Source organism: Meishania litoralis (assembly GCF_042611095.1).
In the GTDB taxonomy this organism is placed as follows: domain Bacteria; phylum Bacteroidota; class Bacteroidia; order Flavobacteriales; family Flavobacteriaceae; genus Meishania; species Meishania litoralis.
In genome coordinates, this window is the sequence record NZ_JBHFPV010000001.1 from 1,596,756 (window position 1) to 1,620,724 (window position 23,969).

At 43.9% G+C, this 23,969-nt stretch carries 20 protein-coding genes; 9 read left to right on the top strand and 11 right to left on the bottom strand.

Annotated features, from left to right (window positions below; translation table 11 throughout):
• Nucleotides 1–69: 69 nt before the first annotated feature.
• The gene (locus ACEZ3G_RS07150) at nucleotides 70–1,206 is read left to right on the top strand and encodes an ATP-binding protein (RefSeq protein ID WP_432424754.1); all 1,137 of its coding nucleotides are present in this window, start codon (nucleotides 70–72) and stop codon (nucleotides 1,204–1,206) included.
• Nucleotides 1,207–1,224: 18 nt separating this feature from the next.
• Here the strand turns inward: ACEZ3G_RS07150 and ACEZ3G_RS07155 are convergent, their stop codons facing one another.
• The 4 genes from ACEZ3G_RS07155 to ACEZ3G_RS07170 form a co-directional block, all read right to left on the bottom strand.
• Entirely contained in the window at nucleotides 1,225–2,616 is a 1,392-nt protein-coding gene (locus ACEZ3G_RS07155) for an alpha/beta hydrolase family protein (RefSeq protein WP_432424755.1), read from the bottom strand.
• A gap of 17 nt (nucleotides 2,617–2,633) precedes the next feature.
• The gene (locus ACEZ3G_RS07160) at nucleotides 2,634–3,227 is read right to left on the bottom strand and encodes a hypothetical protein (RefSeq protein ID WP_432424756.1); all 594 of its coding nucleotides are present in this window, start codon (nucleotides 3,225–3,227) and stop codon (nucleotides 2,634–2,636) included.
• Nucleotides 3,224–3,739 carry an RNA polymerase sigma factor gene (locus tag ACEZ3G_RS07165; protein WP_432424757.1) on the bottom strand — a complete coding sequence of 172 codons (516 nt, stop codon included), beginning with the start codon at nucleotides 3,737–3,739 and terminating at the stop codon, nucleotides 3,224–3,226. The genes ACEZ3G_RS07160 and ACEZ3G_RS07165 overlap by 4 nt, the downstream gene beginning before the upstream one ends.
• Nucleotides 3,740–3,825: 86 nt before the next feature.
• Nucleotides 3,826–4,770: a carbohydrate kinase family protein gene (locus ACEZ3G_RS07170; protein ID WP_432424758.1), complete on the bottom strand. Its 945-nt coding sequence runs from the start codon at nucleotides 4,768–4,770 to the stop codon at nucleotides 3,826–3,828.
• A 156-nt stretch (nucleotides 4,771–4,926) separates the two neighbouring features.
• Here ACEZ3G_RS07170 and ACEZ3G_RS07175 point away from each other — a divergent pair, with 156 nt between their 5' ends.
• The 4 genes from ACEZ3G_RS07175 (at nucleotide 4,927) to ACEZ3G_RS07190 (ending at nucleotide 8,982) form a co-directional block, all read left to right on the top strand.
• On the top strand, nucleotides 4,927–6,060 hold the full coding sequence (locus tag ACEZ3G_RS07175) for an SPFH domain-containing protein (RefSeq protein ID WP_432424759.1): 1,134 nt from the start codon (nucleotides 4,927–4,929) through the stop codon (nucleotides 6,058–6,060).
• A gap of 57 nt (nucleotides 6,061–6,117) precedes the next feature.
• Nucleotides 6,118–7,200, top strand: coding sequence for a DNA helicase PriA (locus ACEZ3G_RS07180; protein ID WP_432424760.1), 1,083 nt, complete (start codon nucleotides 6,118–6,120; stop codon nucleotides 7,198–7,200).
• The gene (locus tag ACEZ3G_RS07185; protein WP_432424761.1) at nucleotides 7,200–7,925 is read left to right on the top strand and encodes a metallophosphoesterase; all 726 of its coding nucleotides are present in this window, start codon (nucleotides 7,200–7,202) and stop codon (nucleotides 7,923–7,925) included. Before ACEZ3G_RS07180 ends, ACEZ3G_RS07185 begins: the two co-directional genes overlap by 1 nt.
• A 61-nt stretch (nucleotides 7,926–7,986) precedes the next feature.
• Nucleotides 7,987–8,982: an acyl-ACP desaturase gene (locus tag ACEZ3G_RS07190; protein ID WP_432424762.1), complete on the top strand. Its 996-nt coding sequence runs from the start codon at nucleotides 7,987–7,989 to the stop codon at nucleotides 8,980–8,982.
• A 96-nt stretch (nucleotides 8,983–9,078) separates the two neighbouring features.
• On the opposite strand, the gene ACEZ3G_RS07195 is transcribed toward ACEZ3G_RS07190, so the two are convergent.
• The 6 genes from ACEZ3G_RS07195 to ACEZ3G_RS07220 all read right to left on the bottom strand — a co-directional run bounded on the left by ACEZ3G_RS07195 (nucleotide 9,079) and on the right by ACEZ3G_RS07220 (nucleotide 14,240).
• Entirely contained in the window at nucleotides 9,079–9,597 is a 519-nt protein-coding gene (locus ACEZ3G_RS07195) for a hypothetical protein (protein ID WP_432424763.1), read from the bottom strand.
• Nucleotides 9,598–9,623: 26 nt separating this feature from the next.
• Nucleotides 9,624–10,532 (bottom strand): OmpA family protein, encoded by a 909-nt coding sequence (locus tag ACEZ3G_RS07200; RefSeq protein WP_432424764.1) that lies wholly within the window; start codon nucleotides 10,530–10,532, stop codon nucleotides 9,624–9,626.
• Between the two features lie 592 nt (nucleotides 10,533–11,124).
• Entirely contained in the window at nucleotides 11,125–12,678 is a 1,554-nt protein-coding gene (amaB, locus tag ACEZ3G_RS07205; protein ID WP_432424765.1) for an L-piperidine-6-carboxylate dehydrogenase, read from the bottom strand.
• 76 nt (nucleotides 12,679–12,754) lie between these two features.
• A complete protein-coding gene (locus tag ACEZ3G_RS07210; RefSeq protein WP_432424766.1) occupies nucleotides 12,755–13,117 on the bottom strand; it encodes a DUF1304 domain-containing protein in 363 nt (120 codons plus the stop codon).
• Between the two features lie 2 nt (nucleotides 13,118–13,119).
• The gene (locus tag ACEZ3G_RS07215) at nucleotides 13,120–13,662 is read right to left on the bottom strand and encodes a 3-hydroxyanthranilate 3,4-dioxygenase (protein WP_432424767.1); all 543 of its coding nucleotides are present in this window, start codon (nucleotides 13,660–13,662) and stop codon (nucleotides 13,120–13,122) included.
• A 101-nt stretch (nucleotides 13,663–13,763) separates the two neighbouring features.
• Nucleotides 13,764–14,240 (bottom strand): CAP domain-containing protein, encoded by a 477-nt coding sequence (locus ACEZ3G_RS07220; RefSeq protein WP_432424768.1) that lies wholly within the window; start codon nucleotides 14,238–14,240, stop codon nucleotides 13,764–13,766.
• A 332-nt stretch (nucleotides 14,241–14,572) separates the two neighbouring features.
• Between ACEZ3G_RS07220 and ACEZ3G_RS07225 the strand changes: the two genes are divergently transcribed.
• The gene (locus tag ACEZ3G_RS07225; protein ID WP_432424769.1) at nucleotides 14,573–20,092 is read left to right on the top strand and encodes an alpha-2-macroglobulin family protein; all 5,520 of its coding nucleotides are present in this window, start codon (nucleotides 14,573–14,575) and stop codon (nucleotides 20,090–20,092) included.
• Nucleotides 20,093–20,213: 121 nt separating this feature from the next.
• Here ACEZ3G_RS07225 and ACEZ3G_RS07230 read toward each other — a convergent pair whose 3' ends face one another.
• Nucleotides 20,214–20,717: a CvpA family protein gene (locus tag ACEZ3G_RS07230; protein ID WP_432424770.1), complete on the bottom strand. Its 504-nt coding sequence runs from the start codon at nucleotides 20,715–20,717 to the stop codon at nucleotides 20,214–20,216.
• An 88-nt stretch (nucleotides 20,718–20,805) separates the two neighbouring features.
• On the opposite strand from ACEZ3G_RS07230, the gene ACEZ3G_RS07235 reads away from it, so the two are divergent.
• The 3 genes from ACEZ3G_RS07235 to pbpC are packed head-to-tail and all read left to right on the top strand — an operon-like array spanning nucleotide 20,806 to nucleotide 23,917.
• Nucleotides 20,806–21,162: a hypothetical protein gene (locus tag ACEZ3G_RS07235; protein WP_432424771.1), complete on the top strand. Its 357-nt coding sequence runs from the start codon at nucleotides 20,806–20,808 to the stop codon at nucleotides 21,160–21,162.
• Nucleotides 21,159–21,482 carry an antibiotic biosynthesis monooxygenase family protein gene (locus tag ACEZ3G_RS07240; RefSeq protein WP_432424772.1) on the top strand — a complete coding sequence of 108 codons (324 nt, stop codon included), beginning with the start codon at nucleotides 21,159–21,161 and terminating at the stop codon, nucleotides 21,480–21,482. The genes ACEZ3G_RS07235 and ACEZ3G_RS07240 overlap by 4 nt, the downstream gene beginning before the upstream one ends.
• Before the next feature lie 47 nt (nucleotides 21,483–21,529).
• Nucleotides 21,530–23,917 carry a penicillin-binding protein 1C gene (gene pbpC, locus ACEZ3G_RS07245; RefSeq protein WP_432424773.1) on the top strand — a complete coding sequence of 796 codons (2,388 nt, stop codon included), beginning with the start codon at nucleotides 21,530–21,532 and terminating at the stop codon, nucleotides 23,915–23,917.
• Nucleotides 23,918–23,969: the final 52 nt, after the last annotated feature.

The window sequence follows — 23,969 nt, forward strand, 5'->3', positions numbered from 1 at the left end:
AACCCGAAACCCGAAACCCGAAACCCGAAACCCGAAACCCGAAACCCGAAACCCGAAACCCGAAACCCATTGATCAATAAACGCCTTCTTGTAAAAAATCTCCTGGCCCACAACGATGAAAACAGCTTTTACGATAAAAAACGATTCATCGATATCGGTCAAAAAGAAGGTAAGGGAAAGTTTCTAAAACATGTTTGCGCTCTGGCCAATAGCAACCCAAAAAACAATTCTTTTATTGTAATTGGGGTGGAAGACGAGGATAATAAAATTGTCGGTGTCGATTTCTTTGATGACAGCAAAATACAAAACCTTGTCAACGCCTATTTGAATAACCCCCCTTTGATCTCATATGAGAACATACCCTTTCCCCATCTTCCCGAAGGTAAGGTAGTGGGCCTGGTGACCATAAAGTCGAGTGGAAAAGTGTGCTCGTTACGAAAGAACATCTGGAAATATTACGGCGGGGCTGTTTTTTTTAGGGAGGGAAGCATCAGTCTGTCAAAAGCCTATGACATCGAGTTGAAAAACATCAATTCAGAAACGGTCAGTACCATCGAGCAACACGCCAAGAACAATATCGAACTTACCCTCGATGGGGTAATCGACTTTATTAACAACCGCCATCCGGATTTAGAGAGCAGTTATAAGGTATTTAAAGAACAGTTCGTCGTATGTTGGGCGGGAAACAAAAAAAAAGTCAATGACAAGACCTATTATTCAAGGGTCGATATCGAACTGATCAATGAGCAGGTCAAACTGTTCTATTCGACACTTGACGAGATTACGATAACCTATGACGAGCATTCCTTTACCACCATTGAATATTTACAATTGGGCTTGGGCAAGAAACAAAAGTACTATCCCTTGGAAAAAGTTACTATTGCCTTTGAGAATAATGGCACCTATCAAATACAGAGCGAATTGATTTTTGAGGCGCCCCAGTTTGAAAAGAAAACCTTGCACCACATTTACAACGCCAACAATGTCTTGCTACAGAAACTGGAGCAAAAATTAATACTTAAAGCTACCGAGATCGAAGACCTGATCCAACTGCCCGACACTTACCTAATCTGCTATCTCAACGGATTCGAAGAGGCCCGGGACCATATGGAGAAAGCGCGTCCCTTACTCAAGGACTATGACGCAAAAATCTACGCTTCGTTAAAAGAGTCGTTGCGCATCCTGAGAAAGGTAAGATATAATTGATTCTGAAATGGATACGATTTATTTTGTCTGTTTCACTATCCAATCTGAAATGACTTTCAATGCCGAAGGGGCGAAAGTTTGTTCGATTATGCCATACTCGCTAGGTAAACCCGTTTCGCTTTCTTGAAACAAATGGTTCAGACCTGGCAGTTCAAGAAAGGTGCCTTCTTGATTACCACCTTTCAAAAGGGCTTGCTCAAGCAGGGGCAGATTTGCTTTTGGAGGTACCTGAAGATCTTTTCCCCCATTCAATGCCAGCACGGCACACGATACTTTTTCTAGAACAGGGACCGGATCGTGTTTTACGAACCCGACCAACCAAGGCGTGGCAATAACGTTTATCTGTGTTTCAATGAAGTTTTCCACACTTGTTCCTCCCGGCACGATGTTCTTGGCTTCGTTCTTAAAGGCTTGGGTCATATACTGGTTTAAATCGTTTTTCAAAGTTTCGATATCGTCAGATTCCAAGACCATTTTGAAAACTTTGGTGTTGAATTCTTTCGTGATCTGTATGTCTTCTTCTGAGGCACCCGATGCCCTTGCAATCAACTCTTGCTGCAACACAATCAACTTATCTCCACGAAGACCGGGGCCGGCCAATAGTATTATGTAAGCGATGTCTTTTGATTTTGCGGCGACCATTGGGGCGATAAAACCTCCTTCGCTATGGCCTATAAGCCCTATTTTTGAAGAATCGATTTCTTTTCTCGTTTTTAGATAGGCCACGGCACTTTGCACATCAGTGGCAAAATCGGCAGAAGTGGAACTACCAAATTCCCCGTTCGATTTACCGAAACCACGGTCGTCGTAGCGCAACACGGCAATACCATTTCGGGTCAGGTGGTCGGCAAGGACCAAAAAAGGTTTATGGCCCATGAGTTCTTCATTTCGGTCCTGGGGGCCGCTCCCTGTAATCAGCACCACGGCAGGGAATTTGCCTGCTTTTTCAGGTAGTGTTAAGGTGCCGGCAAGGGAAATATCGGCATCTTCATTTATGAAAGTTACCTCCTCGATGTAATAGGGAAAAGGCTCCTTTGGTTCCTGTGGTCGTTTGGCAACGGGTTTTTCCATATCCTCCCTTGTCAATTTCAAGGGGAGTTGCATTCCGCCCTGGGAAAAAGTTCCTTCCAGGGCATCGTCGATAAGTTTCCCTTTAAAGGTTAATCCAAGATTGGGCGCGGTAATGGTCAAAAGGGAATCCTCGAATTGTGTTTCCGAGACCGGAATTCCGTTTGCGCCTTGATCGGGGCTGTCCATTGTCGAACGGAGACCGTTTTCAGTTTCCTCGATGTGGAAGACAATCCGCAGTTGGAATTCTTTTAGGTAACCATGCCAGTCTCCGGTGATGTCTTGGCCCGAAACGGTTAATAGCATTAAGAGGGCCGCTACCAAGGTCATGTTTTTTTTCATTTCTTTTGATTATATGTTTATTCCTCCATCACTTTGATAAGTTCGTCAATTTTTTGCAGTCTTGGCCTATAAATTTTTTTAAGGATGTAAAGGGTGTAAATGAAAGCAGCGATATGTCCTACAGCTCCAATTAATACCATTTTAATAAATAAACTGCCATCGACGATTTGATCTAAATAGAATCCGGTAATGAAAAGAAAATAGCCGGGCATGGAAATTAAAGCGTACCCTGAAACGAGGGTTTTGGTTATTTTAATTAGGGTTTTGAGATAATGTCTATTTTGCTTCAAGTATTCGAGATAGTTTGCTGCTGTTTCCTTAGGCTTCCCCTTTTTTAATTTTCTCAGTTTTGTCAGATGCCATACCGCCAGAATAGCGATGAAAAATGATGCAATTTTGGCCAGTACAGGGGGCACGAAATATATATAAAGCAGAAATACTAGAAATACTGTGATTGCTGCTATTTGGCCAATTAAGATATCGTATTTTGTAAAACGATGAATTCGTTTCAAACTCGAATCCATATCGAGCATCAACCTTGACTTCTCAAATTTTATCCGTTCCACCTCGGGAGAGGATTGCCAGATTTTTATGAGCTCATCTTCCATCATGGTATCTTGTTTAAACAGTTCAACAATTTTGTTTTGATACGTTTTACCTTAACGGCAATATTGTTTTCGGTCAAGCCTGTAATGTTTGAAATTTCTTTGTAGGGCAGTTCTTCAAGATACAATGTGATGACCGCTTTGTCGGCTTCGTTCAGCTGTTTGATGCACTTTCGCAATTGCACGAGTTTTTCTTTTTTTACATTTTGCCCCTCTTCGCCAACATCTCCCTTATATATGTTAATGGTGTGGCCGTCAATGCGCAGCACTTTCCTCTGCTTCCTGATTTCCTTGGTCTTGAGGCGAAGGCAAACGTTCAACGTGATTCTATACATCCACGTACCGATGTTCGAATTCTCCTTGAAAGACGGCATTGCCTTCCAGATATTGATTAAAACCTCTTGAAAAAGATCTTTGGTATCATCCTCATCCTTGGCATAGACCGAGCATATACGCAATAGCATATGTTGATGCTCATCTAAAGCATTCAGAAAAATGTTTTCTAGGTCTTTGCCCATAGTATTGGCTGGTCTCTATTAACTTAGTTACATTGACCTCAGAAAAATGACAAAGTATTTCGAACTTTTTGGGATAAGTATTTGAATCAATCAAAAATTTCCTTGTAGTTGGGTAACGAAGGTATGGCCCCAAATCCGGTCGTGGTAATCGCGCCGGCTTTGTTGGCGATTTTTACGAAATCAATCATTTGATCAAGATTCTTGACAATATCGTGCGGATTCTCCAAAGTGGAAACCTGCCGTAATAGACATCCTATGAAAGCATCACCCGCCCCAGTGGTATCAACGGGTCGTACATCGATACTACCGATGGTCTGTTTTGAGGAGACGGTACTAAGCAACGTGCCTTCTCCGCCCAAAGTAATCGTAATTACTTGCACGCCCATTTCATGAAAATAGTCGCAGCAATCTTCAAGATTAGATTTTCCGGAAATCAATTGGGCCTCCTCGGAACTGAACTTGCACAGATTCGATTTTTCAATAAAAGGAATACATTTTTCGATAAACGTTGTCTCATTGCCTTTCCATAGATCGATCCGAAAATTGGGATCAAAACTTATAAAAGCGTTCTGTGCGATCGCATCGTCAAAATAACGACGGTACGTTTCCTCCAAGCTCCCTCCGAGCATTGCTGTGGCCGCCCCAAAATGGACAAGATTATTCTTATAAAGACTGCCGATTTTCGAATCGTAATCAAGTTCTTGGTCGGCACCCTGGCTGAACACAAAGTCGCGTTCCCCGTCCTCGGCCAAAGAAACGAACGCGAGTGTTGTAAAGGTCTCCGTTCGCTGGGCGAAAGAAATGTTGACACCGTTGTCTTTTAAGACATCCAATAAAAATGTACCGAAAGGGTCTTTACCGACCGTGCCGATAAATGAACTGTTGCCACCCAGTTTCGCGATGGCGCAGGCAACATTGGCAGGGGCACCACCGGCCTTTTTAGTAAAGTCGATTGCCTTTGAAAGGTTTGAGCCCTGTTTTTCTGCAACGAAATCGATCAAAAGTTCGCCAATACAATAAACGGTTTTCATAATAGGCTGCTTGTCATCACCTAATGTAGTTACAATATAAGCTTGAAACAAAAGTTTGAGCGTTCACTTTTAAAAAAGTGGAGTATGCAGTGGGTTTCACTTTGCCCATCATTTGAGAAATCAGTATCTTCTTCGAAAATTTAAACACTGCTGAAAATGGATTTATTTAACGAGATAAAGAAGAAACTGAGCCATGAGTTTATCGATATTATCGAGTGGCTCGACAACACCGATGATACCATTGTACACCGCTTTGAACGTTATCAGAACGAAATCAAGAACAATGCAAAGCTCATCGTCAGGGAAGGCCAGACGGCGGTATTTGTAAACGAAGGGCAATTGGCCGATGTCTTCAAACCGGGCACCTATACCCTGAACACAAAAAACCTGCCCATACTTACGACCCTCAAGGGATGGAAATACGGGTTCGATAGTCCGTTCAAGGCCGAAGTCTATTTTGTCAATACCCGCTTGTTTACCGATGAGAAATGGGGAACTAAAAATCCGTTTATGTTGAGTGATGAACGTTTCGGGCTGGTCGAGATCAGGGCCTTTGGAACCTATAGTTTCCGAATAAACGACCCCGGAAAGTTTGTAGTCGATGTGGTAGGTACCGATGGACATTTTACAAATTATGAGGTCAACGAGCATTTAAAAAGCCTCATCGTTACAAGATTTACCGATACCATCGGACAGGCCAATCTGCCGATCGAACTTTACGCTGCCAATACGACCGAACTTTCAGAGACTTGCCAAGAGGTCATGCAACCTGAGTTTGGAAGGGTCGGTATCGAATTGGAGAGATTCTATATCGAGAACGTTTCGATGCCCGAGGAACTCAAAAAAGAGATTTTCGAATACAGCCGATTGGATAAATTGGATATGACCAAACTGGCCCAGTTCAAGGCGGCCAAGGCTATGGAAGAAGCGGCCAAGAACGAAGGCGGTACGGCCGGCGCAGGCATGGGTATGGGCATGGGCTTTGTTCTCGCACAACAGATGGGCAATATGATGAACCCGCAAGCGGCACAACCTTTCGGCGGGCAAACTTCGGGTGCGACGGCACCCCCGCCAATACCGGCACAGGTCATGTACCACTACGCGGTAAATGGACAGCAGATGGGCCCGGTACCTTTTGAAAAGTTACAAGAACTGTTCGCCGCACGTACCATCAACAAAGATTCCTTGATCTGGAAGCAAGGGATGCAAAACTGGACTGCGTTAAAGGATGTAGACGAGCTTAAACCTTTTCTGGGAAGCAATACACCACCACCGTTGCCAACATCGTAAGGTACAATTTCATCATGTTGTGTATTTCCATTTCTATGGTAACGACAGGTATTATTCATGGAAGAAACCCAAAAATCGGAACATAAAAAATCTTGTGCCAATTGTGGTGCCGAGATGAAGTTCAAACCGGGCTCGCATCAACTTAAATGTGAGTATTGCGGCTATGAGGAATTTATCGAGCAGGCCAAAAGTAGTTTTGAGGAATTGGAACTGCAACACTACTTAAAGGCGGTCGGTCAAAATGCCTATACCGAGACCATTGATCTATTGCATTGCAAAAACTGTGGGGCCAATCAACATGTCGAGGAAAATTATAAATCGTTGGCGTGTGTATATTGTGGGGAGCCACTGATCCGTGAGGATGTCGAAAAAGAAGGATGGATAATTCCGCAGGCCGTACTGCCTTTTCAATTGGATGCCCAAAAAGCACGTTCTATTTTTAAAAACTGGGTCAATGGCCTATGGTTCGCACCTAACAAATTAAAGCGTGCAGCTTTGGATCCCGAAGGATTGCACGGACTTTACATGCCTTATTGGACTTTTGACGCCAATCTATATGCGGCCTATCAAGGTCAACGTGGCGATTATTACTATGAAACACAACAAATAAGAACCAAGAACGGTACTCAGACAAGACAGGTCAGAAAAACACGTTGGTCCCACGCCTCTGGATCGGTAAAAGGGTTTATCGATGATATACTTATTAATGCATCGGAAAAAAAGAGAAGGGAAATCCCCCATAATATTTCACATTGGAATGTTAAGGAATTGGTTCCCTTCAATTCGAAATATTTATCCGGTTTCGTTACTGAAAAATATACGGTCTCATTGAAAGAAGGCCACCATCGATCTTTCCAAGAGGCCAAAGAGATCGCCCATAACTGGATATGTAGAGATATCGGTGGGGATACCCAGCGTATACTCAACGCCGACATCAAACTTTCCGATGAGACGTTCAAGCATATTTTGCTTCCTGTCTACATCAGCTCTTATCGTTATAATGGAAGGGAGTACAACTTCTATATCAATGGTCAAACGGGCGCACTGACCGGAAAAAGACCTTATTCGTTTTGGAAAATATTCTTTTTGGTTCTTTTTATTCTTATTATCATCGCGGTAATTACGACTTTTGCAAAGTGATGCGGACATTGGTTATAGGGGACATACATTCGGGAGTAAAGGCTTTGCGCCAGTTGATGGAGCGTGCCAAGGTAACAACTTCCGACAGATTGATTTTTTTAGGTGATTATGTCGATGGCTGGAGCGATGCCGTTGAGACGGTCAATTATTTGATAGAGCTTGATGAAACCCATAGCTGCGTTTTTTTGAGGGGCAACCATGATGAACTATGCGTTAAATGGCTTGCCGATGACGAATACAACCCTGTATGGTTGCAGCATGGTGGTGAGGCCACGTTAAATTCTTACGCAAAAGCCGATGATGATGTAAAAGACATACATCTAATGTTCTACAAAAATCTTACCAACTACTATCTAGATGGTAAAAATCGCCTTTTCCTTCATGCCGGTTTCACGAACCTGAAAGGTGTTGAGCATGAATATTTACCCCATGTGTTTTATTGGGATAGAACATTATGGGAACTTGCGCAGTCTTTACACAGAGACATGGGCAAAGGTGACATGCACTATCCTAAACGATTGTCACTTTATGAGGAAATTTACATAGGCCATACACCGATCTCCAAAGTGGATATAGCCATGCCCAAAAAAGCTGCAAATGTTTGGAATATGGACACCGGAGCCGCATTCAAGGGGCCACTTTCCATCATGGATGTCGACACCAAAGAAGTATGGCAAAGCGACCCTGTACATATGTTGTATCCTGGCGAAAAAGGTCGAAATTAAAGTTTTGCCACATTTATGCCGAAAAGCTAGTATTATTGACGAAATTTACAAAAAACCTATTATGCCAGAGAAGAATATTCGATTAGAGGTAATGCAGGCTATAGAGCCTCAAGTAGAGGGGTTTATGGATTCTTTTCTCATTCCGATCGAAGATATCTGGCAACCTTCCGATTTTTTGCCAGACTCTGAAAGCGAAGATTTTTTGAATGATATTGAAACCCTAAGGGGCGAATCAAGGGAACTGGGTTATGATTTTTGGGTTACCATGGTGGCCGATACCATTACCGAGGAAGCTTTACCGACCTATGAATCTTGGCTTATGGATGTCGAAGGGATAAACCAACATGAGAATAAAGGCCATGGTTGGTCCAAGTGGGTCAGGGCATGGACCGCAGAAGAAAATCGCCATGGCGATGTTTTGAACAAATACCTATACCTTTCGGGTAGGGTCAATATGAGGGAAGTTGAGATTACTACCCAGCATTTATTGACCGACGGCTTCGATATCGGAACCGATAGAGATCCTTACAAAAACTTCGTTTATACTTCGTTTCAAGAATTGGCGACCAATATATCGCACAAAAGGGTCGGTCAAATGGCCAAGAAAAAAGGAAATGCCCTGTTAGGAAAAATGTGCACGATCATAGCAGGAGATGAGATGCGGCATCACTTGGCCTATCGCCAATTCGTGAAGACCATATTCGGAGAGGATCCATCGGGCATGATGCTGGCCTTTGCCGATATGATGAAGAAGAAAATCGTTATGCCCGCCCATTTTTTAAGGGAATCGGGGGGAACGGTCGGTACCGCTTTTGAAAATTTCTCGAACTGTGCACAGCGCTTAGGGGTCTATACGGCCCAAGATTACGTAGAGATATTGAGAAAGCTCAATTCTTTTTGGGAAATTGACGTAGTTAGGGATCTTTCTGACGAGGCTGAAAAAGCAAGGGATTACTTGGTTAAATTGCCCGAAAGATTGGAGCGTATTGCCGAACGTATGAAATTTCCTGAGGACCAATATCGCTTCAAGTGGGTAGAGGCCAATGGAATGATTTAATTCAAACCGAAAAAAAACTCCGAACACCAAAATATAACATTTTGGTATTCGGAGTTTTTGGTACCTGACCAAAAGGTAAACTGCCCGCTTTCTTATTTAGAGCTTACCATGGTCGTGTTCATCTTGCCATTTGGCCAATTCGGCCCATTTGCCCTCGTAGCACATTTTGGCCTGCATAGGCCATGAAGCGGGATCATGAACCTTGTAGCGTTCGCCACCGCCATCAAGAATTTCTTGACAGCGCGCTACCGCAGTATCAGAAAGTGCTTTCCAGGTTTTGATACCCCCGTCATGGAACATTTGTTCGATTTTAGGTCCGATACCTTCAACGACTTTGAGGTCGTCTTGCTTGATTTTTTTGCCCATGGCCGCTTCTGCAGCGACCGCATTAAAAGGTATGGCAGCAACTATAGGCGCGGCTGCTTTTGCTGAAAGTTTGCCATTGCAAGCATCGAGATCGGCCTGTAGTTTGGCATTCTTATCCTGTAAGAGTTTCAGGTCTGCTGAATTGTCAATCGTAGTACTTGACCCTTTGCCCCAATAATAACCTATTATCGCACTTATTAAGCCTGTCAATAAAGGAATCAACCAGCACCAAATATTTGAAAAATCCATATTCTTTAATTTTTATAGTTAATAGTTTAGTTTAATGTTACGACCGTTCTTCTATTTTTAGCCCGGCCCTCTTCGGTGGCATTGCTCTCAATAGGTTGTGTTTGACCCTTGGAGGTTGCATTGATCTTTACCTCTGCAATGCCATTTCCCATAAGGTAATTTTTAGCGAAATCGGCCCTGTTTTGACCAAGTTTCATATTATCGGCCGCATTGCCCGTATTATCGGTATGTCCGACGATACTAGCCGTTGCGCCTTCAACCTTGTCAAGGTATCTTGAAATATCGGCAACTTTTTGGCGCTGCTCGGCACTGAGGTTTATTGAGGCCTCTGCGGTATCAAAGTAAAGCACCAATGGATCGAACTTTATTTTTTCATAGAGTACCTTAAGTTCATCGGCAGTATCGGCCGATTCACCGGTAATGCCATAGGTTACAGGTCCTAATAATACATTTCCATCGGGAACCATTTCATCCATTAATTTCCCAAAAGTGTTGATACGCGTCGATGAAATTCCACTGTCGACCAAATGGTTCTTTACGGCGTTGGCCCTTGCCAAGCCTAAATTTGGATAGGCAGAATCGTTTACTTCATCACTTGTGTAATATCCCGTGATATTGATGACCTTTCCGGTATTATCGGCCAAAAAGGTTTTAAGGCCATCGACGCAATTGGTCACCGTTTGGGCCAATGGCTTGATAATCGTTGATGACGACACATTAAAGTTGTAATTGTCGTTTACATCGCAGGAATAATCACCATCGGAAAAGGCAAAAGGATACGATGTGGGATCGGGGGGCGCAGGCACTACGGCCTCTTCGACGGGTTCTTCCGTAACCGCCTGTAATCCGCAGGAACTACAAAGGTTCATGTACGCAAAAACCCCTAGAGCAATAGTCAGTATAATACCGATTATACTAGTTGTTGATTTTGACATTGTTTATAATGATTTAGTGTTTGTTATAGCAATGTATTAAAAAAAGCTTAAAAAATGTTAAAAAGGGATTACTAAATAGCAAAGAACAATCTCGATTTCAACAACTAATAAAATGATTCCTAGTTTCTTAAGCCAAAAGGTTAAGATCAGGTTTAAAAGTTAAGGCTGAAAAACGATAGTACCTACAAAATAAAATATACCGATTATACATAGAAACGTATCATGTACACATGTTTTTATCGTATAGGTACATCATCGCTTTTTAGGGCCCCTATTCTTTTTTATTTTAGATGGAGCATTTAGAGAACCAAATTGAAATGAAGTCGAAATTCAAAAGATTGTTGAACTTTTGCTGTATGGTAATCGTTCTAGGGACCCAAGAACTTCTTCATGGAAGCTGGAGAGTTCATGATGCAAATCATGATCAGGGTTAAATCGGAGAAACAAGACTGAGCTTTAAGTTGTTCAAAGCTAAGGGTATATAATATTTAGTTGAGTTAGTTAGTTTAGTGTTAAGAAAACCACCGTATTTTTGACCTTGTCTCTCGGGGGAACGGACAAGTAGTTGAAAAGACGGTGGTTTTTTGTTTTATCACAAATCGAATTTAATGCCTTGTGCCAAGGGTAATTCTGCGGTATAATTGATTGTATTCGTTTGTCTTCGCATATAGATTTTCCAAGCGTCAGAACCAGATTCGCGGCCGCCGCCTGTTTCTTTTTCACCACCAAATGCGCCTCCGATCTCGGCACCCGAAGTACCTATGTTAACATTGGCGATACCACAGTCGCTACCGCTGGACGATAAGAACTGTTCTGCATCTCGAAGGTTATTGGTCATAATTGCAGAAGATAGGCCCTGGACCACCCCATTTTGTATTTCGATGGCGTTTTCGACAGAACCCGAATATTTCAAGAGATAAAGTACGGGGGCGAAAGTTTCATGCTGTACGATTTCAAAATCGGGTCGTGCCTCTGCGATGGCGGGCTTCACATAACAACCGCTCTCATAGCCTTCTCCCTCCAAGACTCCTCCTTCGACAATGAGGTTGCCTCCTTCTGAAACAACTTTCTGCAATGCCGAATTGTATAACTTGACGGCGTCGGTATCGATCAACGGCCCCACATGATTACTTTCGTCCAAGGGGTTTCCTATGCGTAATTGTTTATACGCATCGATAAGGGCATCTCTTACCTGATCATAAACCGACTCATGTATAATGAGCCTTCTGGTCGAGGTGCAACGTTGACCGGCCGTTCCCACGGCCCCGAAAACCGCTCCGATTACCGTCATTTTGATATCGGCTTCCGGCGTGACGATAATGGCGTTGTTTCCTCCAAGTTCGAGTAGCGATTTGCCCAACCTTGCGGCAACGGCCTGGGCAACGATCTTGCCCATTCGAATGGATCCGGTGGCCGATACCAAAGGAATTCGATTGTCATGGGTCATCATTTCACCAACTTTGTAATCCCCATTGATCAAACATGAAATTCCCTCAGGTAGGCCATTGGCCTTAAAGACCTCCGCAGCGATATTTTGACAAGCGATGCCACATAATGGTGTCTTTTCGGAAGGCTTCCAAACACATACGTCACCGCAGACCCACGCCAAGGCCGTATTCCATGACCATACGGCAACCGGGAAGTTGAACGCCGAGATTATGCCGACAACCCCCAACGGATGGTATTGTTCGTACATACGGTGACCTGGTCTCTCGGAATGCATGGTAAGTCCGTGGAGCTGTCTTGAAAGGCCAACGGCAAAATCGCAGATATCGATCATCTCTTGCACTTCGCCCAATCCTTCTTGGTAGCTTTTTCCCATTTCATACGAGACCAATTTTCCCAAAGGTTCTTTTAGCTTACGAAGTTTCTCGCCGAATTGACGCACAATTTCACCGCGTTGCGGGGCGGGTTTCTTTCGCCATATTTTGAATGCCTCAACCGCCCTTGTCATTACCTTTTCATAATCGTCTTTAGAAGTGGTTTTGACCTTTGCAATGAGGGCCCCATCAACTGGAGACCGTGATTCGATAATCGTACCGGATGAAAAATTGTCCGAACCTGTTGAGGTTCCTTCATTGATTTCCTTGACTCCTAATGATTTCAAGGTCTTTTCCATATCAAATTCAGTGGTGATTTTGGACATTTTATAACTTTTTGAAAATAGATTGTTAGATTTTGGGCAAAGCTACAAAAAGTAAGTCTTATATAGAGGGTATAGACTACCGTATCAAAATGAGCAATATCGCTATTAGGGCAGGTAGGGCCTGAACGAAGAATATCTTTTTTTCAGCGGTCAAGGCGCCATAGATTCCGGCAATTGCGATACATCCCAAAAAGAACAGTGCAACGTTGTACTTCCATATGGCGTTTTGAATAAAGAAGGTCCAAAGTAGTCCAGCGGCCAAAAAACCATTATATAATCCTTGATTGGCGGCCAAGGGTTTGGTAGGCTCAAACAGTTCGGGCGATAATTTTTTGAATATTTTACGTCCCTTGGTCGTCCATGCGAACATTTCGAACCAAAGAAAATAAATATGCAGTATGGCTATGACCCCGATAAGAATATAGATGGCAATTTGCATGTTTAATCTTCTCTAGCGATGAATCTTTCGTCCACGGGCATAACGGTGCCACAATTGTCGCATGTTCGCAGTTCTTTCGAACTGTAAAAATGTTTAAAATGCTCCAGAAAATCTTTTTCGATATCGTTTAGGGTAAAATAGGCCTCATATAACTTATGGTTGCAATTGTCGCAGAACCAAAGTAGACCATCATCGACATTCATATCTGCCCGTTTTCGTTCTATTACCAGGCCGATGCTTCCTTCATGGCGTACTGGCGAATGGGGTATTTTGGCAGGGTGCAGGTACATATCGCCGGGCCCAAGTTTTAATGTTTTCTTTTGGCGATTATCCTGAATATGTACTTCGATATTCCCCTCTAATTGATAAAAAAGCTCTTCGGTTTCATTGTAGTGATAGTCTTTTCGGGCATTTGGACCCGCCACCACCATTACGATATAGTCACCCGCATCTTTATATAGATTCTTGTTTCCTACAGGCGGTTTTAAGGTGTCCCTGTTTTCCTCGATCCATTTATTGAGGTTAAAAGGAGGCTTTATAGACATATGTCAAGAATTGATAATTGTTGGCTGTTTGCTCGCTAAGACGGCGAACGACCACTAATTGATTCTCCCAAATTTAGTAAAAGAAAACGGTTTTGTTCTTTCTAGCGAAAGAACAATTGTGTGTAGTAATAGGTTCCGTCGGCGTCTTTTTTCACACTCACCGCGGTGTGGGTAAAATCACCCTCCATTGTTTTTTTATGGTTTGAACTTTCAAGCCACCCTTGAAATGCAGCAGCAGCGGTCGGATAATCTTTGGCCACATTTTCGGCCACAAATTCAGCACTTACCTCAGAGGCTATATTCGAGGCCCTTGCGCTGAAATTATCGTGGCTGATGCCACCTCTGGCAATCATGTAGTCATTATGTGTATTTGCGTACTCATGGGCTACGGCACTGTACTCCAAATAAGAATAGCCTAGCGCAATTCTATGGTCATTGACGATTCCGAGCAATTCTTGCTCCAAAGCCACGTCATTTTCCGCTTTCGGTATTTCTGTACTTTCGTAAGGTTCTGTGCTACAAGATACTAACGCCAATACAAAACATACCAAGTAGGCATATTTCAACTTCAATTTCATACAATGTTCTAAATTGTAAGTAGGCGTTCTAGAAGTAGGTCGTGAAGAGTGGGGTATCGTTTCCGATAACCGGAAACTTGTCGAAGGGGTTCGACCTTGTAATGATACGATAAATGATGTTACGATATTCGAAAAAAACTTTTTTTTCGATGAAATGCATATGTTCGTAAGCCAAATCCCACAATTTCCGGATAACTTATTTTTTGGAGGCAGGTAATAAAAAAACAGGGAAGTTCGTTTTGATTAAAGACGGGGCTTTGCACATCATTTTCATGGATGGCGGTGAACAATTTTGTTTAAAACCTAGTTATTTTTGAACAAAATATGAGCTGATGAAATCTAAGATCCTTTTCAGTTTTTCCCTAATCATGGTTTTGGTCGCTGGATGTACTTCCAAAAAGGAAGATTCAAGCGAAGAATTCGATGACCTAAATAAGTTTGAAGCGTATATTTCCGAGGTCTCGCATGGTATTATCTCGGCAACGAGCGACATTCGTGTGGTATTCGATCAACCCATCGATTCATGGAACAATGGGGATGAACTTGATAAAGATCTTCTTCGCATTTCCCCGAATGTGAAAGGGAAGGTCGTGGCCCTTGATGACCGTACCATAGCATTCATTCCTGAAAATGCTCTTAAACAAGATACCGAATACCGATTCATTTTAGACTTAAGAGCCATCTTAAACCATATAACCAAAGAATTGGGCACTTTGACTTTCGGGGTAAGGACATTGAAACAACAGTTCACCGTGTATACAGATCCTTTACGATCGTATACCAAGGAAAGACAGTTTTTACAAGGGCAATTACGGAGTGCCGATGTGCTAAGTTTAGAGCAGGCAAGACAATTGATTCAAGTCAGTCACAAGGGTAAAACGATTGCGGTAAAATTTGATGCGGGAGTCGAAGAAGGAACTCAATTTCAGTTCAAGATAGATAGTATTCAACGCTATGAAGAAGATTCCGAATTGGAAATTTCTTGGAATGGGGAAAAATTCGATATCGATAGCGGGGGCAAGAGCAATGTGAGAATACCTGGAAAGAACAATTTTACCGTCTTGGATGCCATTGTCGTAACGGGCGAGCCCCAATCGGTTATGGTCAACTTTTCCGATCCCATAAAAAAAGACCAAAATTTTAAGGGATTGGTAGTCTTGAAGGGTGATAATAGTCCCAAATATTCGGTAGATGGCAATACCTTGAGAGTCTATCCGTCGATAGAACTCAAGGGAACCGTCGATTTAGAAGTTTTCGAGGGAATCGAAAGTGCCGATGGCTACAAACTAAGATCAAAATTCGAAGAGCGGGTGGCCTTTGAACAAATGAAGCCACAAGTTCGCTTACTTTCCAACGGAACGATTTTACCTTCATCGAGTAACCTAAAAATTGATTTTGAGACTGTAAACTTAAAAGCTATCGATGTTTCGGTGCTGAAGATTTATGAAAATAACATAATGCAATTTCTTCAAGGGAATAACCTGGACGGTAGTTACAATTTACGTTCGGTGGCGCGCCCTATCGCCACTAAGAAAATAACGCTTCAGAACAATTTTGGCAATACAAATGGCAAATGGGCGGCCCATGCAGTAGACCTAAAAGCTTTGATTTCTCCCGAAGTCGGGGCCATTTATCGTGTAGAGTTCAATTTTAAGCCTGCCTACAGCTCGTACCCCTGCGAGGGAAATAATTTTGAACCCGAGAACGAAAACAGTGAAAACTTCGATGAGGCCCAAGAAGATAGTTCATGGGATGGTATCGATAATTACTATGACGACTATTACTACGATTACAATTGGAACGAGCGTGAAAACCCCTGTGATAAATCTTATTATTATGATAAAAAGGTAGGTATCAATGTCTTGGCCTCCGATATAGGCGTAACTGTTAAAAAAGGGGCCAACAAAAGCTATTTTGTGGCCATAAACGATATTCTGAACACGCAACCAGTTGCCGGGGCAAAGGTGACGTTTTACAGTTTTCAGCAACAAGCGATTGGCAGTATGGTTACAGGTGTCGATGGCACTGGGATTTATACCTCCGAAAAATTGGCCTATTTCGCGATTGCCGAAAACAAGGGCCAAAAGACCTATGTTAAATTGAACGATGGCAATGCGTTATCAGTGAGTAAGTTCAAGGTCTCGGGAACGGAACTTCAAAGGGGAATCAAAGGGTTCATTTTTGCCGAACGGGGCGTTTGGCGGCCTGGCGATAAGATTTTCCTCTCCTTTATGCTGAACGACAATGCGAACAAACTGCCCGAAAACCATCCGGTAAAATTAGAACTGTTCGACCCCTATAATAAAGTGGTACATCACGAGATTAAGACAACCGGCCTAGATAATTTCTACCGGTTCGATGTCAAGACCGATGCGAACGCGCCCACAGGAAATTGGCTGGCCAAGGTGTCGGTCGGCGGTGCATTCTTTACAAAATCACTTAAGATCGAGACCATTAAACCGAACCGTCTAAAAATCAAGACCGATTTTGAACATGAAGTACTCTCAGGAGGTAATCCTATACGTGGCGATTTGGAGGTAAAATGGCTGCATGGTGCGATAGCCAAGAATCTAAAAGTCGACATTACGGCAAAATTCAGTACAACGGCCACAAAATTCGACAAGTTTCCTGGATATATTTTTGATGATCCCACACGAAGTTTTTCCGTGGAAGACCAGATCGTGTTCGACGGAAAAATCGATGGACAGGGTAAGGCCGGTTTCTCCATGAATCCACAATTGGATAGCAAAGCACCTGGTATGTTGAGCACGGCCTTTATCACTAAAGTCTATGAAAACGGGGGAGATTTTAGTACCGATGTCTTCACGAAGCCCTATTCGCCATACACGACCTATATCGGACTGAACGTTCCGAAAGGCGACAAGACCCGTGAGATGCTTCTGACCGATACCCCCCATAAGTTTGAAGTGGTCTCGGTCGATGAAAACGGAAATCCCAAGGCGGTAAAAGACCTAAAAGTGACGGTTCACAAGGTAAATTGGCGTTGGTGGTGGGATACTTCCGCCGATAACTTCAGCAATTTCAGCAATAGCAGTTATCATGAAAAGGTTTTTGAGGAAACTGTGAGCACGAATTCCTCCGGGAAGGGCAGTTTCGATTTCGAATTGAAATATCCGCAATGGGGGCGTTATCTAGTACGCGTCGAAGACGAAAATGGCGGCCACGCTACGGGAAAAACCATCTATATCGATTGGCCAGGTTGGGCGGGCAGGTCACAAAAGAACGACCCGTCCGCAGCCACCATGTTGGTGTTTTCCACGGATAAGGAAAAGTATAATGTTGGCGAAACGGCCACGGTAACTTTTCCCAGCTCTGAAGGCGGTCGTGCTTTGGTCACCGCCGAAAATGGCACCGAGGTACTGAAAAACCTTTGGGTAGAGACCACTAAAGTCGAAACAAAGTTCGAGTTGCCGATGACCGAACTGTACACACCTAATGTTTATATCCATATTTCGTTGCTGCAACCACATGCGACCACTTTGAACGATAACCCGATCCGGTTGTATGGTGTCGTGCCGATTTCGGTTGAAGATCCGGCGACCAAGATCGAACCACAGATTACCATGCCAGAGGAACTTCGTCCTGAAGAGAACATTACCGTAAAAGTGAGCGAAAAGAACAAGAAGGCTATGACCTACAGCATTGCCATTGTTGATGAAGGCCTATTGGATTTGACGCGATTCAAAACCCCGGATCCGTGGGATGGGTTTTATGCCCATGAAGCTTTGGGAGTCAAAACCTGGGATGTGTACGATGACGTCATCGGCGCCTTCGGCGGGCGTATCGACCAAGTTTTTGCGATAGGTGGCGATGGCCAACTGGCAGGAGCCAAGAACAAGAAGGCCAATCGTTTCGATCCCATGGTGGTATACTTGGGTCCCTTCAGCTTAAAGAAGGGCGAGTCAAAGTCCCACCAGATCAAGATTCCAAAATATATCGGTTCGGCACGTACCATGGTAGTTGCCGGCAATGCCGAAAACGAAGCCTATGGCATGGCAGAAAAAACCGTTTACGTGCGCAAACCATTGATGGTATTGGCCTCGTTGCCAAGAAAGATAACCGCTGGGGAACGTGTGACGTTGCCCGTCACCATTTTTGCCATGGAAAAGAAGGTGAAAAATGTGACCGTCAAGCTTAGGGAGAACGAATCCTTTAAAATTGTGGGCGAACCCGTCCAAAGTGTAACATTTTCTGAACCCGATGAAAAAATGGTCTATTTCGATCTAGATGTAGTCGATTTCACCGGTATCGGAAAGATAGTTGTAGAGGCTTCCGGAAATGGCGAGACCGCCTCGTTCGAAATACCTATAGATGTGGTCAATCCGAATCCGATGACGACTACCGTCCACGATTTGGTTTTGGATGCAAAAGGAAGCCAGATTATCGACCTGGAAACCTTCGGGGTTTCCGGAAGCAATTCGGCCCAGGTGGAATTTTCCACTTTGCCCCCGATGAACTTCAATGGGCGCATGCAGTACTTGATCCGGTATCCACACGGTTGCGTAGAACAGATTACTTCCGGGGCCTTCCCCCAACTTTATCTGACCGCTATTTTTGATGTGGACTCGAACCAAAAAAAACAGATACAAGACAATATTGAAAGTGCCATTAAACGTTTGGGAGGTCTTCAACGGCCCGATGGGGGTTTCTCATATTGGCCCGGACAGAATTTTGCCAATGATTGGGGTACGACCTATGCCGGCCATTTTATGTTGGAAGCAGAGAAAAAAGGCTATGTCTTGCCGATCGGTTTTACATCGAGTTGGGTGAAATACCAACAAAATAGTTCAAGGCAATGGCGAGTTGGCGCAAACAATTCCGATTTGGCACAGGCGTATCGCCTGTACACCTTGGCCCTTTCGGGCAATGCCGATGTCGCAAGTATGAACCGTTTACGTGAAACCACTAACCTTTCCAATGAGGCCAAATATCGCCTCGCCGTCACTTATGGGCTCATAGGCCAGGTGAACGTTGCCAATCAATTGTTGGGCAATGCCACCTTGGATTTTGAAAATGATAAGCACGATTACCATACCTATGGTTCTTCAGATCGAAACCGGGCCATGGCCCTGGAAACTTTGGTCTTTTTAGACGATAAATCAAAAGCCCAACAAATGGCAAAAACCGTGGCTCGACGACTAAGCGAAAACCGCTGGATGAGTACCCAAAGCACTTCATACAGTTTGTTGGCGATGGCAAAGTTTGCCGAAATGGTCGGCGGAAAGGGCATCAAGGCCAATTTGACGGTAAATGGAAAGTCGAAAAACATAAGTACTCCAAAAACCTTGGCATCGCACAGGGTTGCGATAAAAAAAGGAAACAATAGTTTTATATTGAAAAATGTTGGAGACAACATGCTTTATGTCAACATTATGAACAATGGAATTCTGCCCGTAGGCGAGGAAAAAACAATCGAGCGAAATCTAAAGGCCAGTATGGTATTTAAGGGGCGTGATGGTTCAAGAATGAATGTTGCCCAGATGCCCCAGGGCACCGATTTTGTGGCCGAAGTCACTTTGGCCAACACAACTTCGAATGCCATTGATGATATGGCCCTTACCGAAATTTTTCCCAGCGGTTGGGAAATCGTCAACACCCGGTTTACCGATTTCGGCGAGTTCGCCGATAACCAAGTGACCCATACCGATATTCGCGATGACCGTGTCAACTTCTATTTCGATATGAAAAAGAACGAGACAAAGACGTTTCGGGTATTGTTGAACGCCTCGTATTTGGGCAGGTATTATTTGCCGGGGGTCCAGGCTGAAGCGATGTACGATAACGATTATGCCGTTCGTACCGATGGGCAGTGGGTCGAAGTGGTTCAGTAGAAGTTGTAAGTACAGGGTTAGAGGTGCGAAGTAATAATGTAATGGGATAAGCGTTATGGGCGGGTGGTGCCAATAAGTATATGAGAAACGACGATTGCAAACGGGCAGTTACAAAACAAAACTATTCCGTTTCCCTTTTAACCTCTCCCTTCAAAACCGCGTCGAAAACAAAGGCCCCTATTTCTTTGACCGGTTCGTACAGCACCGAATTTTGGAGCGATTCGTCTTTCACAAGACCGGCGGTTTGGTTGACCCTTTCAAAAAATATCAGGATCGCCCCAACGATTACGGCCACTTTTAGAGCCCCGAACAATGCCCCTGCAATCTTATTGAGCAGGCCCAGCATGGCAAAATCGGCAATTTTGGTCAAGAACTTTCCCAAAAGGTGTACCACTAAGACGATGATGATAAAAGTGATGATAAAAGCGGCTATGTTGATATAACGTTCATCCCAATCCATATTTTGCGAAAGATAATCGCCGGCGTAATACGAAAAATGTATGGCCCCGTAGATGCCTGCAATTAAGGCGATAATCGAGGCTATTTCAACAAAAAGCCCATTCTTGAGCCCTTTGTAGAGGCCGTAAAGCAATAGTAATCCTAAAATGATATCCAAGAAGCTCATAAAGCAAATATAGAACTTTGATTTGTACCTTTGAACCTAGGTCGGGTCAAGTACCCTCGAGACCTATTTTAACGGAAGAGAATCAATAATGTCAAGAGACCTACAATTAAAAGAGCGCTGGGAAATATTGGTCGAAAAGCTCTCCGGCCAATTTTCCGATGGTGACCCTTTGGAACTTGATGCCATAATCTATCTGGTCGGGGTGCAAGAGCTTGGCCAGTACCACAGAAAATACAAAAAGGACGACAAACTCGATTTGATGCACATTGCCATTTGCCGTTTGTTGGAACCCTATGGGTATTATGAGTTCGATTTTTTTGATGAAGAGGGCTGGCCGCATTACGTGATCAAGGAGAAATTGCCTCCGCTAAAATCGGGTGAGCAATCCATTTTGATGAAAGAGGCCATTGTAGGTTACTTCCTTGAAAGAGAGTATATCATATGAACAAGCCCTACTATGCGGTAATCTTTACTTCTACCCGGACGGAAGAAGACCAGGGATATTCTGAAATGGCCGTAAAAATGGAAAATTTGGCCAAACGGCAGCCCGGTTATTTGGGGTTTGAGAGTGCTCGTGAAGAAATAGGAATCTCGATAAGTTATTGGGAAAGTTTGGAGGCCATCGCAAGTTGGAAGGCCGACACCGACCATTTTTTTGCGCAACAAAAAGGAATCAAGGACTGGTATTCGTGGTACAAAGTCAGGATTTGTTTGGTCGAACGGGAGTACGATTTCACCAAATTGCCTTCAGAAGAAGGAGCATGAGAAATCCCCTCTCAAGAGGGGATAACAAGATTTAGACTTTGAAGCCGTTGAAGAATCTTTTTGGAAGACGAGAATCGTCACCCTCCTTCGGAGGGGCTACGGGAGGATTTCTCAAAAAACACCCGAAAAAATGGGCATTTCTTGCGATTCTACTAATCGCTTACTATATCTGCCTCCCAAAAAATCTTTTCGAGTCTCCTACCGCAACGGTCGTGGAGAGCAAACAAGGCACATTGCTCGGGGCGATGATCGCCGATGATGGGCAATGGCGGTTTCCAGAAATCGATAGTATCCCGCCAAAGTTCAAGGCTTGTTTACTTCAGTTCGAGGATGCCCATTTTTATCGGCACCCCGGGTTTAACCCTATTTCAATGTTCAAGGCAATGGTCGAGAATCTTTCGACCGGGAAAACCGTTAGGGGGGGAAGTACGTTGACACAGCAGGTCGTTCGCCTTTCCCGAAACGGAAAAAGACGCTCTTATTGGGAAAAGTTTATAGAACTAATACTGGCCACTCGATTGGAATTCCGCCATTCGAAGGAAGATATTCTAGAACTATACGCCAGCCACGCCCCCTTTGGAGGTAATGTCGTGGGTCTCGATGGCGCCGCTTGGCGTTATTTTGGCCGGCCACCCTATCAACTTTCGTGGGCAGAATCGGCCACGCTTGCCGTTTTGCCTAATGCCCCGAGTTTGATCTATCCCGGAAAAAACCAAGAACGGTTGTTGGCAAAAAGAAACCGTTTGTTGAAAAAACTGTGGAATGAAGAAGTTATCGACAGTACCACATACGAACTTGCGTTGTTGGAAGAACTTCCAAAAAAACCGTATCCGTTGCCCAATACAGCCCCTCATTTGGTACAGTACTTGACTAAAAGTAAGAAGGGAAAACGAATTGCGACGACGCTTGATGACGACCTGCAACGAAATGTCAATTTCATCTTACAGAAGCATTATCAAGACCTTCGCCAGAACCAGGTACATAATGCGGCCGTATTGGTATTGGATGTACCTACCAGAAAGGTATTGAGCTATGTCGGTAACACCATGACCACGAAAGAACATCAGAAAGATGTCGATATGGTACAGGCGAACCGAAGTACGGGCAGTGTGATCAAACCCTTATTGTATGCGGCGATGCTGGATGCTGGTGAATTATTGCCCGATATGCTAGTGCCCGATGTGCCGACCCAGATTGCGGGCTATACACCGGAAAATTTCAATCAGGAGTATAGTGGTGCCGTAAAGGCCAAACAAGCACTCGCCCGTTCTTTGAATATTCCCGCCGTTCGGTTGTTGCAAGAATACGGGCTCGAAAAGTTCAGGGACCAATTGGATGGATTTGGACTAAAGGGAATCGACAAACGTGCTGATCATTACGGGCTCACCTTGATCTTGGGAGGGGCCGAAACCAATCTTTGGGACCTTTGCAAGACCTACGCGAACCTCGCCTCTACGGTAAACCATTTTAACGGTACTTCGAGCGAATATTTTGAAAATGAATTCACCGATTTGGTTTTGGAAAGAGACCGTACGGTCGATTTCGGCAAAAAATCAGTTGAAAAAAACTTGTTCGATGCAGGCAGTATTTATCTCACTTTCGAGGCTATGAAAGAGGTAAACCGACCCGAGGGCGATGAATCATGGCAGTTCTTCGACAGTAGCAAGGATATTGCCTGGAAAACAGGCACTAGTTTTGGTAATAAGGATGCCTGGGCCATTGGCGTAACAAAAGACCACGTGGTCGGTATCTGGGTAGGCAATGCCGACGGCGAGGGAAGGCCAGACATGACGGGAGTGACGAGTGCCGCACCGATATTGTTCGATGTTTTCGACGTGCTTCAGAGAAGTAAATGGTTCGAAAAGCCACTGGATGAGTTTGTGAAAATAGAAGTCTGTGTCGAGAGCGGTTATTTGGCCACGGCCATTTGTCCCAAGAAAACCATATCGATCCCCAAAAAGCAAAACTTCGTTAAGGCGTGTAACTATCATAAGACGATTCATTTGGATGCCAATAGGCAGTTTCGCGTCAATTCCTCTTGCACTGATTTGTCTACTGCAAGTTCTGAATCGTGGTTTGTACTGCCTATTTTGATGGAATTTTATTTTAAGCGAGCACATCCAACGTATAAGACCTTGCCCCCTTTTCGTCAAGATTGTCAGGCCGACAATGTGTCCCCTATGGAATTTATCTATCCGAAGGATGGAAGCCGCATTACCCTCCCCAAAAATTTTGAAGGAAAAACCAATGAACTAATACTGAAGCTTGCGCACGCCGAACCAGATACCGAAGTGTATTGGTATTTGGGCGGTACTTTTCTACAACAGACCCGGAATTTCCATGAGATCGGACTGTTACTTTCCTTGGGCGAACACAAAATTACGGCCTTGGATGCCCTCGGCAACGAAGTTGCCATTACGATTACGATAGAGTGATTTCATGCCTTTGAATTGGAAAGTTTAAACCCTATATTTAGGGCTACACAAT

Excerpts from the sequence above, each read along its gene's own strand:
- ACEZ3G_RS07155 (WP_432424755.1), bottom strand. The coding sequence starts at position 2,616 with ATGAAAAAAAACATGACCTTGGTAGCGGCCCTCTTAATGCTATTAACC.
- ACEZ3G_RS07160 (WP_432424756.1), bottom strand. The coding sequence starts at position 3,227 with ATGATGGAAGATGAGCTCATAAAAATCTGGCAATCCTCTCCCGAGGTG.
- ACEZ3G_RS07165 (WP_432424757.1), bottom strand. The coding sequence starts at position 3,739 with ATGGGCAAAGACCTAGAAAACATTTTTCTGAATGCTTTAGATGAGCAT.
- ACEZ3G_RS07170 (WP_432424758.1), bottom strand. The coding sequence starts at position 4,770 with ATGAAAACCGTTTATTGTATTGGCGAACTTTTGATCGATTTCGTTGCA.
- ACEZ3G_RS07175 (WP_432424759.1), top strand. The coding sequence starts at position 4,927 with ATGGATTTATTTAACGAGATAAAGAAGAAACTGAGCCATGAGTTTATC.
- ACEZ3G_RS07180 (WP_432424760.1), top strand. The coding sequence starts at position 6,118 with ATGGAAGAAACCCAAAAATCGGAACATAAAAAATCTTGTGCCAATTGT.
- ACEZ3G_RS07185 (WP_432424761.1), top strand. The coding sequence starts at position 7,200 with ATGCGGACATTGGTTATAGGGGACATACATTCGGGAGTAAAGGCTTTG.
- ACEZ3G_RS07190 (WP_432424762.1), top strand. The coding sequence starts at position 7,987 with ATGCCAGAGAAGAATATTCGATTAGAGGTAATGCAGGCTATAGAGCCT.
- ACEZ3G_RS07195 (WP_432424763.1), bottom strand. The coding sequence starts at position 9,597 with ATGGATTTTTCAAATATTTGGTGCTGGTTGATTCCTTTATTGACAGGC.
- ACEZ3G_RS07200 (WP_432424764.1), bottom strand. The coding sequence starts at position 10,532 with ATGTCAAAATCAACAACTAGTATAATCGGTATTATACTGACTATTGCT.
- amaB (WP_432424765.1), bottom strand. The coding sequence starts at position 12,678 with ATGTCCAAAATCACCACTGAATTTGATATGGAAAAGACCTTGAAATCA.
- ACEZ3G_RS07210 (WP_432424766.1), bottom strand. The coding sequence starts at position 13,117 with ATGCAAATTGCCATCTATATTCTTATCGGGGTCATAGCCATACTGCAT.
- ACEZ3G_RS07215 (WP_432424767.1), bottom strand. The coding sequence starts at position 13,662 with ATGTCTATAAAGCCTCCTTTTAACCTCAATAAATGGATCGAGGAAAAC.
- ACEZ3G_RS07220 (WP_432424768.1), bottom strand. The coding sequence starts at position 14,240 with ATGAAATTGAAGTTGAAATATGCCTACTTGGTATGTTTTGTATTGGCG.
- ACEZ3G_RS07225 (WP_432424769.1), top strand. The coding sequence starts at position 14,573 with ATGAAATCTAAGATCCTTTTCAGTTTTTCCCTAATCATGGTTTTGGTC.
- ACEZ3G_RS07230 (WP_432424770.1), bottom strand. The coding sequence starts at position 20,717 with ATGAGCTTCTTGGATATCATTTTAGGATTACTATTGCTTTACGGCCTC.
- ACEZ3G_RS07235 (WP_432424771.1), top strand. The coding sequence starts at position 20,806 with ATGTCAAGAGACCTACAATTAAAAGAGCGCTGGGAAATATTGGTCGAA.
- ACEZ3G_RS07240 (WP_432424772.1), top strand. The coding sequence starts at position 21,159 with ATGAACAAGCCCTACTATGCGGTAATCTTTACTTCTACCCGGACGGAA.